The organism is Novosphingobium sp. PhB55 (assembly GCF_004368805.1).
Classification (GTDB): Bacteria; Pseudomonadota; Alphaproteobacteria; order Sphingomonadales; family Sphingomonadaceae; genus Novosphingobium.
This window is the reverse complement of the sequence record NZ_SODQ01000001.1, coordinates 578,265-591,707: the sequence shown is the minus strand read 5'-3', so window position 1 is coordinate 591,707 and position 13,443 is coordinate 578,265. Positions and strand designations below refer to the sequence as shown.

At 65.7% G+C, this 13,443-nt stretch carries 15 protein-coding genes and 2 riboswitches; of the genes, 12 read left to right on the top strand and 3 right to left on the bottom strand.

Annotation, left to right across the window (positions count from 1 at the left end; all coding sequences use genetic code 11):
- Position 1: 1 nt before the first annotated feature.
- A complete protein-coding gene (locus EDF57_RS02825; RefSeq protein WP_243840845.1) occupies positions 2-766 on the bottom strand; it encodes an SDR family oxidoreductase in 765 nt (254 codons plus the stop codon).
- A 305-nt stretch (positions 767-1,071) separates the two neighbouring features.
- On the opposite strand from EDF57_RS02825, the gene EDF57_RS02820 reads away from it, so the two are divergent.
- On the top strand, positions 1,072-1,458 hold the full coding sequence (locus EDF57_RS02820) for a hypothetical protein (protein WP_243654071.1): 387 nt from the start codon (positions 1,072-1,074) through the stop codon (positions 1,456-1,458).
- A gap of 97 nt (positions 1,459-1,555) precedes the next feature.
- Here the strand turns inward: EDF57_RS02820 and EDF57_RS02815 are convergent, their stop codons facing one another.
- Both EDF57_RS02815 and EDF57_RS02810 read right to left on the bottom strand, forming a co-directional pair.
- Positions 1,556-2,980, bottom strand: a complete 1,425-nt coding sequence (locus tag EDF57_RS02815; RefSeq protein WP_134093002.1) for a sigma-54 dependent transcriptional regulator — start codon at positions 2,978-2,980, stop codon at positions 1,556-1,558.
- 69 nt (positions 2,981-3,049) lie between these two features.
- Positions 3,050-3,232 (bottom strand): hypothetical protein, encoded by a 183-nt coding sequence (locus tag EDF57_RS02810; RefSeq protein WP_132263055.1) that lies wholly within the window; start codon positions 3,230-3,232, stop codon positions 3,050-3,052.
- Between the two features lie 22 nt (positions 3,233-3,254).
- Between EDF57_RS02810 and EDF57_RS02805 the strand changes: the two genes are divergently transcribed.
- The 11 genes from EDF57_RS02805 to gcvPB all read left to right on the top strand — a co-directional run bounded on the left by EDF57_RS02805 (position 3,255) and on the right by gcvPB (position 13,427).
- Positions 3,255-3,380, top strand: coding sequence for an aa3-type cytochrome c oxidase subunit IV (locus tag EDF57_RS02805; protein ID WP_134093001.1), 126 nt, complete (start codon positions 3,255-3,257; stop codon positions 3,378-3,380).
- A gap of 3 nt (positions 3,381-3,383) precedes the next feature.
- On the top strand, positions 3,384-4,517 hold the full coding sequence (locus tag EDF57_RS02800; protein ID WP_134093000.1) for an NAD(P) transhydrogenase subunit alpha: 1,134 nt from the start codon (positions 3,384-3,386) through the stop codon (positions 4,515-4,517).
- A gap of 41 nt (positions 4,518-4,558) precedes the next feature.
- Positions 4,559-4,894 (top strand): proton-translocating transhydrogenase family protein, encoded by a 336-nt coding sequence (locus EDF57_RS02795; RefSeq protein ID WP_132263049.1) that lies wholly within the window; start codon positions 4,559-4,561, stop codon positions 4,892-4,894.
- Positions 4,894-6,306: an NAD(P)(+) transhydrogenase (Re/Si-specific) subunit beta gene (locus EDF57_RS02790; protein WP_132263047.1), complete on the top strand. Its 1,413-nt coding sequence runs from the start codon at positions 4,894-4,896 to the stop codon at positions 6,304-6,306. The genes EDF57_RS02795 and EDF57_RS02790 overlap by 1 nt, the downstream gene beginning before the upstream one ends.
- Positions 6,307-6,331: 25 nt before the next feature.
- Positions 6,332-6,649 (top strand): hypothetical protein, encoded by a 318-nt coding sequence (locus EDF57_RS02785; RefSeq protein ID WP_132263045.1) that lies wholly within the window; start codon positions 6,332-6,334, stop codon positions 6,647-6,649.
- Between the two features lie 42 nt (positions 6,650-6,691).
- Positions 6,692-7,852, top strand: coding sequence for a deoxyguanosinetriphosphate triphosphohydrolase (locus EDF57_RS02780; RefSeq protein WP_134092999.1), 1,161 nt, complete (start codon positions 6,692-6,694; stop codon positions 7,850-7,852).
- Positions 7,845-8,525, top strand: coding sequence for an NAD(P)H-binding protein (locus EDF57_RS02775; protein WP_134092998.1), 681 nt, complete (start codon positions 7,845-7,847; stop codon positions 8,523-8,525). The genes EDF57_RS02780 and EDF57_RS02775 overlap by 8 nt, the downstream gene beginning before the upstream one ends.
- 101 nt (positions 8,526-8,626) lie before the next feature.
- Positions 8,627-8,732: riboswitch (glycine riboswitch) on the top strand.
- Position 8,733: 1 nt separating this feature from the next.
- Positions 8,734-8,851, top strand: a riboswitch (glycine riboswitch).
- Between the two features lie 34 nt (positions 8,852-8,885).
- Entirely contained in the window at positions 8,886-10,055 is a 1,170-nt protein-coding gene (gcvT, locus tag EDF57_RS02770) for a glycine cleavage system aminomethyltransferase GcvT (protein WP_134092997.1), read from the top strand.
- Positions 10,056-10,067: 12 nt separating this feature from the next.
- Positions 10,068-10,439, top strand: a complete 372-nt coding sequence (gene gcvH, locus EDF57_RS02765) for a glycine cleavage system protein GcvH (RefSeq protein ID WP_134092996.1) — start codon at positions 10,068-10,070, stop codon at positions 10,437-10,439.
- A gap of 31 nt (positions 10,440-10,470) precedes the next feature.
- A complete protein-coding gene (gene gcvPA, locus EDF57_RS02760; RefSeq protein ID WP_134092995.1) occupies positions 10,471-11,829 on the top strand; it encodes an aminomethyl-transferring glycine dehydrogenase subunit GcvPA in 1,359 nt (452 codons plus the stop codon).
- Positions 11,826-13,427 carry an aminomethyl-transferring glycine dehydrogenase subunit GcvPB gene (gcvPB, locus tag EDF57_RS02755; RefSeq protein ID WP_134092994.1) on the top strand — a complete coding sequence of 534 codons (1,602 nt, stop codon included), beginning with the start codon at positions 11,826-11,828 and terminating at the stop codon, positions 13,425-13,427. Before gcvPA ends, gcvPB begins: the two co-directional genes overlap by 4 nt.
- Positions 13,428-13,443: the final 16 nt, after the last annotated feature.

Sequence of the window (13,443 nt, the reverse complement as noted above, 5' to 3'; positions counted from 1 at the left end):
TTCAGATCGCCAGGTAGCCGCCGTCGACCGGATAGTACGTGCCGGTCACGAAGGAGGCCCGCTCGGACAGCAGGAAACTGGTGACCATGGCGATCTCCTCCGGCCGCGCCAGGCGGTTGAGCGCGTGCTTGCCGGCCAGACCGGCCATTTCCTGTTCGGTCATGGTCTTTTCCAGCGCCGGCGTGGAGACGAACCCCGGCCCCACCGCGTTGATGCGCAGCCCGGCATCGGCATAGTCGAGCGCCGCCACCTTGGTCATGCCCAGCAAGGCATGCTTGGAGGTGACATAGGCCGCGGAGCCCGCCCAGCCCACCGCGCCCAGGATGGAGGCCATATTGACGATGGAGCCGCCGCCGCGCGCGACCATGGCCGGGATCTGGTATTTCATGGCGTAGAACACGCTGTTGAGGTCCACATCGATCACCCGCGACCAGGAATCGAGCGGGATATCCGCCAGCTTCGTGGAGGGCGCGCCGATCCCGGCGTTGTTCACGGCGAAGTCCAGCCGGTCGAACGTCCCGAGAGCGAAGGCGACCAGCGCTTCGTTGGCAGCGGGATCGGCCACATCGAGCCGGAAGACGGCCGTGCTTTCCGGCCCCAGTTCCTGCGAGAGCGCGCGCGCCGCTTCCTCATCGAAATCGGCGATCACCACGCGGCCGCCCTGGTTCACCAGTTCGCGCGCAACAGCGGCGCCGATGCCGGAAGCTGCACCCGTCACGATTCCGGCCTTGTCCTTGAAATCCATCATCTTCGTCTCCTCGGTCACCGGCTCAACGCGGGAGCGGGGGCCGGGTTCTCGCCATGCCGGATGACCTTTTTGCAAAGCGCGGCGCGTGAACCGGCAGCCGGAGAGGCCTGAAAACGGCGATAAATCTGGCGGACAGATGAACGGCGCCTTGCTCCGCGATGAACCGGCCTGCGGCGGAGTGTGAACCCGTGAACGCAAGCACCAATGCGTCCCGGCAGCGGCCCGTTTCGTCCCAAGGGCGGGAGGAAAACGGCGGGTACGCTCGTTGCACTTCCAAACGCAGGCAATGGAGCCCGCGTCGTCAAGCGAAAGGGAACCTTCCCATGAAGCAGACCAACAACACCCGCACCATCCGCCCCACCAAGGCTCTCGTTGCGCTCGTCGCCGTTCCGGCTCTTGTCGTTCCGGCCGTGGCCATGGCCGTGCAGCCGATGATGTACGAGAAGCAGGTCGCCCGTCACGAAGAATCGCTAGTGATCCAGAATCCGATCGGCGGCGTCCAGAACAGCAAGTGGTACGACTACCGCATCAATGTGAACGAGAGCCAAAAGGAGCTCACCAGCGACTTGCGCCGTGCCACCGACATCGAAGACCAGCGCGATGCCTGGGAGGAATACGGCACCGAGCTGCACAAGGAACGCGGCAAGTACGTGAGCTATATGAGCAAGCGCGGGTATCGCGTGCCGCAGGTCTACTTCGAGAACCTGTAACTTCGCTCCACCGAAACCGGAATGCCGGCGCGCCCGAGGCTCGCCGGCATTTTCGCGTGGGCATCAGCCCGGCATCGGCGTCGGTTTCTCGGCAGCCTCAGGCCGCGTTGTCGATCCCGAGTTCGCCCAGCTTGCGATAGAGCGTCGAGCGCCCGATGCCCAGCCGCCGCGCCACTTCGGTCATGCGTCCGCGATAGAGGCCGATGGCGAGGCGGATGACGTCGGCCTCGATCTCGTCCAGCGGGCGCAAGTTGCCGTCGGGCGTATAGAGCATGACGCCCGAGCTTTCCTGCATCGGGTTGCCGGAGGCCGTGGCCGGGCCGGAGCCGAGGATGTTCAGGAGCTGGGGGAAATCCTCGGAAGTCAGCGCGTCGCCGTCGCAGAAGACCGCGGCGCGGAACAGCACGGCCTGGAGCTGGCGGACATTGCCCGGCCAATCGTAGGCAGCCAGCAGGGAAAGCGCGCCGTCCGTTATGCCGAGTTCGCGCAGCCCGGGTTGCTCGCCGATGCGGGCCAGGAAGAAGCGGGCGAGGGCGGGGATATCGCCCGTCCTTTCGCGGAGCGGCGGCAGGCTGACCTTGGTGGGCGAAAGCGCTTCCAGCAGTTCGGGCAGGAAGTGGCCTTCAGTCACCAGGTCCTGAAGCGGAAGGTTGCTGGCGGCGATCAGGCGCGCATCGATGCGGAAGGAATGGCGCGCGCCGATGGGGCGCACGTCGCTTTTGCGCATCGATTCGAGCAGGCGCTCCTGCACCGAGAGCGGCAGGCGGTCCACTTCGTCGAGCGCCAGGGTGGCGCCGTCGCAGTGCTGCAGGGCGCCGATCTGGCGATCGAAAGCGCCGGGGAAAGCGCCCTTTTCGTGCCCGAACAGAGCGGATTCGATGGAGTTCGCAGGCAGGCCGCCAACGTTGACGATCCGCAGCGGAGATTTGGCGCGCGGGCTGGCCGCATGCATCGCGCGGATCAGCATTTCCTTGCCGGAACCGGTCTCGCCCTCGATCAGTACCGGGCCGTGCCCGCGTGCGGCCTTGGCAGCGACGGCCAGGGCCTTGCGGAAGTTCGGTGCGGCGCCGATCATCGATTCGAAATCGGGGTTGGAAGGCATTTTCTCGGTCAGCGGGGCCAGTTCGTCACGCGGCGCTTCGCGGGTCGTGGCGGAGCGGAGCGCATGCATGAGACGGTCCGGCGCGACCGGCTTGACGAGATAGTCTGCCGCTCCGGCGCGCATCGCTTCCACAGCGAGGAGCGGCGAGGTGCTGGCCGTGAGCATCAGGATCGGCAGGGCGGGGCGGCGGGACTTCAGCTCGGCGATCAGGGCGCAGGCATCGTCGCCGGGCACCCACTGGTCGAGGATGATCGCGGAAAGCTGCATGCCTTGGCGCGTGCCGAGCGTCGCGATGGCGGTCTCGGAATCGCGGGCGATCACCGTGCGCCAGCCTTCCCGCGCCGCGAGCGCCGAGATCAGACGGCTCTGCGCCGGCTCATCGTCGATGAGCATGAGGAGGCGTTGTTCCTGTTCCGCCATGATAATGCCCGCGCGTGTCGCCTCCCTGGTGTTACGATCCGGATCTAGAAGATACCGGTAAAGACGAAATTAAGGCTCCGCTCGTTTCATCGAAAAGACGGTCCGTGCAAAGTTTGCCGTGCCGCGCTTCGAAAGCGCAGGTTCGGCATCGAACTTGAGCATGCCCGGCGCTTCTTGATCAATGCAAGACATCGCCGCTTCGCACTTGAGCGCAAGGGCCGTCAACGCTAAATATCCCGGATCAAACAGCAATAATCACAGAGGATTCCGTTTCATGGCTTCAGGCAAGGACATCAAGGCGGCGACCGAAACCTACAACGGCTTCGTCAAGGTCACGGCCTGGAGCACGGGCATCATCGTCGTTATCGTGGCTTGCGTCGTCAGCCTGATCGCTCGGTAATCCGTGGCGCAAGGCACGCGGATCGCCGTCCTACGGGAGCGCGCATCCGGCGAGACGCGGGTTTCGGCCACGCCGGAAACGGTCCGCAAGCTTGTCGGGCTGGGCGCGGCGCTGGCCGTCGAAAGCGGGGCCGGGCTCGGGGCAAGCATCGCCGATGCGGATTATAAGGCTGCCGGCGCCGAACTGGGATCGGCCGAGCAGGTTCTGGCGGGCGCCGATATCGTTCTGGGGGTTCAGGGGCCGGATCCCGCCCTGCTGGGGCCGGTTTCGCCCGGCGCCTGGGTGGTGGCGGCGCTCGATCCCTTCGTGCAGCGCCAGCGCGTGACGGACTACGGCGCGGCCGGGCTGGAGGCTCTGGCGATGGAGTTCATGCCCCGCATCACGCGGGCGCAATCGATGGACATCCTGTCCTCGCAGTCCAATCTCGCCGGATACAAAGCCGTTCTGGTGGCCGCGAACCTCTATGGCCGCGCTTTCCCGATGATGATGACTGCGGCCGGCACCGTGAGCGCCGCCAAGGCCTTCGTCATGGGCGTGGGTGTGGCCGGTCTCCAGGCGATCGCCACCGCGCGGCGTCTGGGCGCGCAAGTCTCCGCCACGGACGTGCGGGCGGCAACCCGGGAGCAGATCCTCTCGCTGGGCGCCAAGCCGATCTTCGTGGAGACAGTCGGCGGCATCGAAGGCGAAGGCTCGGGCGGCTATGCCACGGAAATGAGCGCGGAATACCAGCAGGCGCAGGCCGCGCTGGTATCCAGCCATCTGGCCAAGCAGGATATCGTCGTGACCACGGCGCTGATTCCCGGCCGCGCCGCACCCCGCCTGATCTCCGACGCGCAGATCGCCACCATGAAACCGGGAAGCGTGATCTTCGATCTCGCGGCCCCGCAGGGCGGCAATGTCGAGGGCTGCGTTCCCGATCAGGTGGTGGAGCGGCACGGCGTCAGGATCGTCGGCTATTCCAACACGCCCGCGCAGCTTCCCGCCGACGCTTCGGCGCTCTTCGCGCGCAACCTGTTCAATTTCCTCTCGGCATTCTGGGACAAGGATCTGGGCAAGCCCGTGCTGGACGAGGAAATCGGCAATGCCATCCGCCTGACGCAGGGCGGCAAAGTGGTCCACGAGCGGCTGCTCGGATGAGAAGCGCGCCGGAAGGGCGCTGAAAAGGGGCTAGCGAGTTCATGGACTTCGTCTCGATCCTGTCGATCTTCGTGCTGGCCTGCTTCGTGGGCTACTACGTCGTCTGGTCGGTAACGCCGGCCCTGCATACGCCGCTCATGGCGGTGACCAATGCGATTTCCTCGGTGATTATCGTTGGTGCGCTGGTGGCGAGCGCGGCACAGGGATCGCCCCTGGCGAAATGGCTCGGGCTGGGGGCCGTGGTGCTGGCCAGCGTCAACATCTTCGGGGGCTTTGCCGTCACCGAGCGGATGCTGGCGATGTACCGCAAGAAGGACAAGCCGGCCGCCAAGGCGAAGCAGGCTCCGCCGTCCGCCCAGGCGGGAGGCGAGCGCTGATGGAAGCCCATGCCCTGAACCCCTGGGTCGCCGGCGCCTATCTCGTTGCGGGCATCTGCTTCATTCTCGCCTTGCGCGGGCTATCGTCTCCCTCCACCAGCCGCGCGGGCAATCGCTACGGCATGCTGGGCATGGCCATCGCCGTGGCCACCACGCTGCTGACGCACGAGATCGCCAGTCTGCCGGAGATCCTGGGCGCGATCGCCATCGGCGGCGGCATCGGCTTCGTGATCGCGCGCAGGATCCAGATGACGGCGATGCCGCAGCTTGTCGCGGCGTTTCACTCGCTGGTCGGCCTGGCCGCCGTGCTTGTCGGCATCGCGGCCTATTACAATCCCGCCGCTTTCGGCATTCTCGCAGCGGGCGGCCTGGACATCCTGAAGGGAAGCCGGATCGAGATGGGGCTGGGCGTCGCCATCGGTGCGGTGACGTTCTCGGGCTCGGTGATCGCCTTCGCCAAGCTCAACGGCAACATGAGCGGCGCGCCGATCCTGATACCGGGCCGGCACGTCATCAATCTTGCGGCGCTGGTGGCCATCGTCGTGCTCGTCGGTCTGTTCCACTGGAACACGCCCGCGCTGTTCTGGGCGATCGTGCTCCTCAGCTTTGCCATCGGCTTCCTGCTCATCATCCCGATCGGCGGAGCGGACATGCCGGTGGTGGTGTCCATGCTCAATTCCTATTCGGGCTGGGCCGCCGCGGCGATGGGCTTCACGCTGCACAACACCGCCATGATCATCACCGGTGCGCTCGTGGGTTCTTCGGGTGCGATCCTGAGCTACATCATGTGCAAGGCGATGAACCGCAGCTTCATCTCGGTGATCGCCGGAGGCTTCGGCGCCGAGGCTGGCGCAGGCGGCGGCGCTGCCGTATCGGACCGGCCGTGGAAGCGCGGCTCGGCCGAAGATGCCGCGTTCCTGATGAAGGAAGCCGAGAACGTCATCATCATCCCGGGCTACGGCATGGCGGTGGCCCAGGCTCAGCATGTCCTTCGCGAGATGGCGGACCGGCTCAAGGCGCACGGCGTCGGTGTGAAATACGCGATCCATCCGGTCGCGGGCCGCATGCCCGGCCACATGAACGTGCTGCTGGCGGAAGCCAACGTCCCTTATGACGAAGTCTTCGAACTGGAGGACATCAACGGCGAATTCGCCCAGTGCGACGTCGCCTTCATCATCGGCGCGAACGACGTGGTGAATCCCGCCGCCAAGACCGACAAAAGCTCGCCGATCTATGGCATGCCGGTCTTCGACGTGGAGAAGGCCAAGACCATCTTCTTCATCAAGCGATCGATGGGCGGGCAGGGCTATGCCGGGGTGGACAACGAGGTGTTCTACATGGACCAGACCATGATGCTCCTGGCGGATGCCAAGAAGATGGTCGAGGACATCGTGAAAGCGCTGGCGGACTGATTGCGGCGCCTTATAGGGCGCTGCCATGTTGCGCTTCCTCAAGTCTGCCCTTCTGCTCGTCGGCCTGGTCGCCGTGCTCTCTTTCGGCGTCCACCTCTATGCCGGCTGGCGCCTGCGCACGGCCCTTGTGGAGGCCGGGATGTCGGACCGCGTGGCCACCTGCATGTCGAAGCGCATGGTGAAGCGGCTGGGCATTCTGCAACTGATCAAGCTGCAGAAACTGGAAGGCGACAAGAAAACGCCGGGAGCCTGGGTTCGCGGCGTGAAAGCCGTGAACGACAGCCAGGCCATTCTCGTGACCACTTCCTCGGCGGCCTTGTGCAAGACGGGTCTTGCTCGCTAGTAGGGCGCCGAGAGCAAGCCTGCTTTCGGGAAAGACTTCAGCTTGACCCTTGCACCTTACGCCTCCGATCCGGCTCGCTCGCGCGGCCGCGAGTTCCCCGTGGACACCGGTCTGCCGCGCGGACAGCGCAGCCCCTACCAGCGTGACCGCGACCGGATCGTGCATTCGATCGCTTTCCGCCGCTTGCGCTACAAGACCCAGGTGTTCATCGCGCCCGATGGCGACCACTACCGCGTGCGCCTGACGCACAGCCTGGAAGTGGCGCAAGTCGCCCGCGTGATCGCCCGGATCCTCGGCCTCGACGAAGACCTTACCGAAGCCCTCGCCCTCGCGCATGATATCGGCCACCCGCCTTTCGGCCACGCCGGAGAGGAAGCGCTCGACGCCGCGCTCCACAAGGCGGGCGGCTTCGATCACAATGCCAATTGCCTGCGCACCCTGATGCGGATCGAGAGCCCCTATTGCGAGCATGACGGGCTGAACCTGACCTGGGAAACGCTGGAGGGCCTCGCCAAGCATAATGGACCGGTGTCCGAGCCGAACTGGGCGCTGGCGGAACTGGACGCGGCCTATGGCCTGGAACTGGGCACTTATGCCTCGCTCGAAGCTCAGGTCGCGGCGCTGTCCGACGACATCGCCTACGACAACCACGACATCGACGACGGCCTGCGCGCCGGTTTCCTCGATCTCGACGAACTGCTCGCCCATCCTTTCATCGTGCCGCGCTGGGCCGACGTGGAACGCCGCTATCCGGGCGTTCCGCGCGATCGCCAGCTCGCCGAACTGATCCGAAGCCAGATCGGCTTCATGGTCAACGACCTGCTGGACGAGACGCAGAAGCGGCTGGTCGGCATTGAGAGCATCGATCAGGTGCGCTCCGCCGGTCGCCAGCTGGTGGCCTTCTCGCCCGAGGTCGAGGAGGGGGAGCGGCAGTTCAAGCGCTTCATGTACGAGAAGCTCTACTACCATCCCGAGCAACTCGAAACGGCGCGTCGTGCGCGGGCGCTGCTGGCAGAGCTTTACTCGGCCTATTCGCAGGAGCCGGTGCTGATGGAGGAAAGCTGGATCGACGGCTTGCCCCGCCACGAACCGGCCCGCAGCCGCCACATTGCCGATTACATTGCCGGCATGACCGACCGCTACGCCATCTCCTGCCACGCCCAGATCTATGGCAGCACCCCGGAAGGGCTGCGCAATGTCTGATACGATCGTGGCTGCGCGGCGTCTCTGCCTCGTCGGCGCGAGCGGGCTGGTCGGGGCTGCAGTGATCGAGGAAAGCATCCGGCGTCCGGATGTCCGCATCATAGGCGTCGCGCGGCGCGAAGTGCCTTTGCCGGCGGGCGCGCGGCTGGAAATCCTGGTCGGCGGCACCGGCGAGTGGCCGACGCTGATCGAGGCCGCGCATGGCGACGTTCTCGTCTGCGCTCTGGGCACCACGCGCAAGGCGGCCGGCAGCGACGAGGCGTTTCGGGCGGTCGACCATGACCTCGTGCTGGAGACGGCTCGAGCAGCCCGCGCGGCCGGGATCGACAGGATGATCCTGGTCTCCTCCGTGGGCGCCGATGCCGAAAGCACCAACCTCTACTTGCGCACGAAAGGCGAAGTGGAAAAGGCCCTGAGCGAATTGGGCTTCGCGCGGCTCGATATCCTGCGGCCCGGCCTGTTGCGCGGGCGGCGGATCGAGGATCGTCCGCTGGAAATGGCGGGGCAGGTGATTGCCCCCCTGGCAGATCTGCTGGTTTTCCATGCCAGGCTGCGCCGGTTCCGCTCCATCGCGGCCGTGCGCCTCGCGCAGGTCATCCTCGCGCTGAGCGGCGAGGAAGCACCTGGAATTTTCGTTCATGAGCACGATTCCATGGCGGCGGTCCTGCGCTGAAGGCCCTACCGTCGGCTTCGCGGCTATCGGTGGAAATTATGATGCGCCGCAGCGCGATTGCGTTGACTTGGGCGCGGCGCTCAATCAAGTGACGAGGTATCGCTGACAGCGCGGGAGAGACCTGCTGATTCGCACATGCGGAAACATGCAGGCGCCGAAGGAGCAACCGCCCCGGAATCTCTCAGGCAAAAGGACCGCGCAGCGTCGATAGCGAGACTCTGGAAAGTGTCTCATCCCTTGGGATGAGGCCGCCGACGGTGTAACTTTGGTCAAGCCTTTTGGTTGGCCAAGGGAAGCTCTCAGGTTTCCGTGACAGAGGGGGCACCTGGAATGGTGTACCGAACTGTGCGGAGTCATGTCTTGAGCGAATATCCGATTACCGATTCCGATCAGGAAGAAGCCCCCCTCGAACCGATGCTGCTGCCGCTCAATGGCTGGCACCGCGATCAGGGCGGCCGCATGGTCGAGTTCGCCGGTTATATGATGCCCGTGCAGTACGACGTCGCAGGGGGAGGCATCATGGCCGAACACCTCTGGACGCGTGAAAACGCCGGCCTGTTCGATGTCAGCCACATGGGCCAGTTGCTGGTCACCGGCGAGGAAGACGCGCAGACCGATATCGAGCCTGCGCTGGAAGCTGCGCTGCCGATCGACCTCTCGACCCTGAAGCTGGGCGCGGTGCGCTACTCGTTGCTGCTGGACGAGAACGGCGGCATCCTTGACGACCTGATGGTCTCGCGCTGGCCGGGCGGTTTCTATATCGTCGTCAACGGCGCCACCAAGTGGGACGATATCGGCACGCTGCGCGAATACCTGCCGGACGACGTCACGCTCAACCACCTTGACGACCGCGCGCTGCTGGCGCTGCAAGGCCCCAAGGCTTTCGCCGCGCTGGAACGCGTGGCCGAGGGCGAATACCCGCTGTCGGCGCTGACGTTCATGAAAGGCGGCCGCTTCACGCTGGGCGGCGTCGATGCCTGGATCAGCCGTTCGGGCTACACCGGCGAGGACGGTTTCGAAATCTCGATCCCCGGCGAAGCTGCTGCCATCGTGGCGGACCTGCTGCTGGCCCAGCCCGAAGTGAAGCCGATCGGCCTTGGCGCGCGCGATTCCCTGCGCCTCGAAGCCGGTCTGCCGCTCTATGGCCATGACATGGACCCCGAGCGCGGCCCGGTCGAGGCCGGTCTTGCTTTCGGCGTCAACAAGCGCCGCCGCCTCGAAGGCGGTTTCCCCGGCGCGGACCGCGTCCAGCGCGACTTTGCCGAAGGCACCGCACAGAAGCGCATCGGGCTGAAGCTTGACGGCCGCCAGGCCGCGCGTGAAGGCGCCAAGGTCTTCCATGGCGAACAGGAAGTGGGCGTAGTGACCTCGGGCGGCTTCTCGCCCTCGCTCCAGCACCCCATCGCCATGGCCTATATCGACGCCGCCGTGGCGGCGGAAGGCACGGCTCTTTCCATCGAAATACGGGGCAAGAAGCTCGACGCCATCGTCGCAGCCATGCCCTTCGTCCCCAACCGCTATCACCGCTGAGGATACCTACCCATGACCCGTTATTTCTCGCAGGAACACGAGTGGATTGAAATCGAGGGCGACCTCGGCACCGTGGGCATCACCGACTATGCGCAGGGCCAGCTTGGCGACATCACGTTCGTGGACCTGCCCGAAGCCGGCGCCACGTTCGGCAAGGGCGATTCGGTTGCGGTCGTCGATTCGGTGAAGGCCGCATCGGACGTCTATACCCCGGTTTCGGGCACGATAGCCGAAGCCAATGGCGCGCTCGCCGATGAGCCCGAACTGGTCAACACCCAGGCCGAAACCGGCGGCTGGCTGTTCCGCATCACTCTTTCGGACGCTTCCGAACTCGGCGCGCTGATGGATGAGGCTGCTTACAAGCAGTACGTCGAAAGCCTCTGATTTACCGATAGAATTCACGGAGTATCGCCGCTTGCGCTACCTGCCCCTGACTCCCGCCGATCGTGCCGAGATGCTCGGCGTCATCGGTGCCGACACGGTCGACGACCTCTTCGTCGACGTGCCCGCCGAGGCCCGTCTTTCCGGTCCCATCGCGGGGTTGCCGCTCCACGCCAGCGAAATGGCGGTGGAACGGCACATGTCCGCGCTTGCGGCCAAGAACCTCTCGGCCGGAACGGCGCCGTTCTTCATCGGCGCTGGCGCTTATCGCCATCACGTTCCGGCCTCGGTCGATCACCTGATCCAGCGCGGCGAGTTCCTGACCGCCTACACGCCCTACCAGCCGGAAATCGCGCAGGGCACGCTGCAGGTGCTGTTCGAGTTCCAGACGCAGGTCGCGCGCCTGTTCGGCACCGACATCGCCAACGCCTCGATGTACGACGGTTCGACCGCGTGCTGGGAAGCGATCCTGATGGCCAGCCGCATCACCCGCAAGACCCGCGCCGTGCTGTCGAGCGGCCTGCATCCGCACTACGCCGAAGTCGTGCGCACGATGGCCAAGTTCACCGAAGACGACATCGTCTCGTTGAAGGCCGAACTCGTGGCTGAGCCCGATGACGCCGCTGTCATCGCCCAGATCGACGACAAGACCTCCTGTGTCGTCGTCCAGTATCCGGACGTGATGGGCCGCATCCCCGACCTCGCCGCGATTGCCGATGCCGCGCACGCCAAGGGCGCGTTGCTCATCGCGGTCGTCACCGAGCCGGTGGCGTTGGGCATGATCGAGGCGCCGGGCGCGCTGGGTGCCGATATCGTCGTGGGCGAAGGCCAGTCGATCGGCGTCGGCCTGCAGTTCGGCGGCCCGTACCTGGGCCTGTTCGGCTGCCGCGAGAAGTTCGTGCGCCAGATGCCGGGCCGTCTCTGCGGCCAGACCGTGGACGCCGAAGGCAAGCGCGGCTTCGTGCTGACGCTCTCCACGCGCGAACAGCATATCCGCCGCGAGAAGGCGACCAGCAATATCTGCACCAATTCAGGGCTTTGCGCGCTGGCTTTCAGCATTCACCTGACCCTGTTGGGTGGTGAAGGCCTGGCCCAGCTGGCCGCCGTGAACCACGACAAGGCGCAGGCCATGATCGAGCGTCTGGCCAAAGTGCCGGGCGTGACGGTGCTGAACCAGGCCTACTTCAACGAAGCAACGCTGGTCCTTACCCGCGACGCCCGCGAAGTGGTCCGTGAACTGGCGGACCGCAAGGTTCTGGGCGGCGTCTCGCTCGGCCGCCTGTTCCCCGAGGACAGCGATCTCCACAAGGGCCTGCTGGTGACGGCGACCGAGACCGTGACTGACGAGGATATCGAAGTGTTTGCCCGTGAACTTGAAGGAGTGCTGGCATGAACGCGGTAAACGCAAGCGGCTGGCGCCCGAGCATGGGTGACGCTGGCGAAGGCACGACCTTCAAGACCGCCTCGGGCGATTATGGCCTGATGCTGGAAGAAGCGCTCAGCTTCGAACTCGGTTCGTCCGAGAAGTGCGGCGTCGATCTCGACACGCCCAGCCGTCCGGCGGCGGCCGGCCTGTCGAAGTTCCTGCGCAAGTCCGCTCCGGCGCTGCCCGGACTGACCGAGCCCGAAACCGTGCGCCACTACACCCGCCTGTCGCGCCAGAACTACGCGATCGATCTCGGGCCGTTCCCGCTCGGTTCGTGCACGATGAAGCACAACCCGCGCCTGAACGAGAAGATGGCCCGTCTGCCGGGCTTTGCCGACGTCCACCCGCTCCAGCCGCAGAAGACGGTCGAGGGCGCGCTGGAGGTGATCGAGCAACTGGCCGACTGGCTGATCACGCTGACCGGTATGGCCTCGGTGGCCATGAGCCCCAAGGCCGGCGCGCATGGCGAGCTGTGCGGCTTGCTCTGCATCCGCGCCGCGCTCGACGCGCGCGGTGAGAAGCGCGACGTGGTGCTTGTGCCTGAGAGCGCCCACGGCACCAACCCGGCGACCGCCGCTTTCGCGGGCTTCAAGGTCCAGTCGATCCCGGCGACCCCGGAAGGCCGCGTCGATGTAGAGGCGCTGAAGGCCAAGCTGGGCCCGAACGTCGCTGGCGTGATGATCACCAACCCGAATACTTGCGGTCTGTTCGAGCCCGACATGAAGGCGATCGGTGACGCGGTTCACGCGGCCGGCGGCTACGTCTATTGCGACGGCGCCAACTTCAACGCCATCGTCGGCAAGGTTCGCCCCGGTGACCTTGGCGTCGATGCCATGCACATCAACCTGCACAAGACCTTCTCCACCCCGCACGGCGGTGGCGGTCCCGGTGCCGGCCCGGTCGTGCTGTCCGAAGCGCTGGCGCCCTTCGCGCCGCTGCCCTTCGTCAGCCGCGGTGAAGATGGCCGCGTCCACTTGGTCGAAGAAGAGAACGCGGGCGAGGGCCATGCGCAGGCATTCGGCCGCATGGTCGCCTTCCACGGTCAGATGGGCATGTTCACCCGCGCACTGACCTACATCCTCAGCCACGGTGCGGACGGTCTGCGCCAGGTGGCCGAGGACGCGGTGCTCAACGCCAACTACGTCCTGCGTTCGTGCGAGGATCTGCTGCCGGCACCCTTCGCCAAGAGCGGCCCGTGCATGCACGAGGCGCTGTTCAGCGACGCGGGTCTGGCCGAGGGCTTCTCCACGCTGGACATCGCCAAGGGCCTGATCGACGAGGGCTTCCACCCGATGACGGTCTACTTCCCGCTGGTGGTGAAGGGCGCGATGCTGGTTGAGCCGACCGAGACGGAAAGCAAGGCCGGCCTCGATCGCTTCATCGGTTCGCTGCGCAGCCTGGCCCAGCGCGCCAAGGATGGCGACCAGAGCCTCCACAGCGCACCGCACTTCGCACCGCGTCGCCGCCTTGACGAAACGCTCGCGGCGCGCAAGCCTGTGCTCGTATGGCAGGGCGCCCCGGGTGAGCCGGGCACGCCTTCGCTGAGCGAAATCGGGGGTAGCTGAGACTATGGGGGGAAAC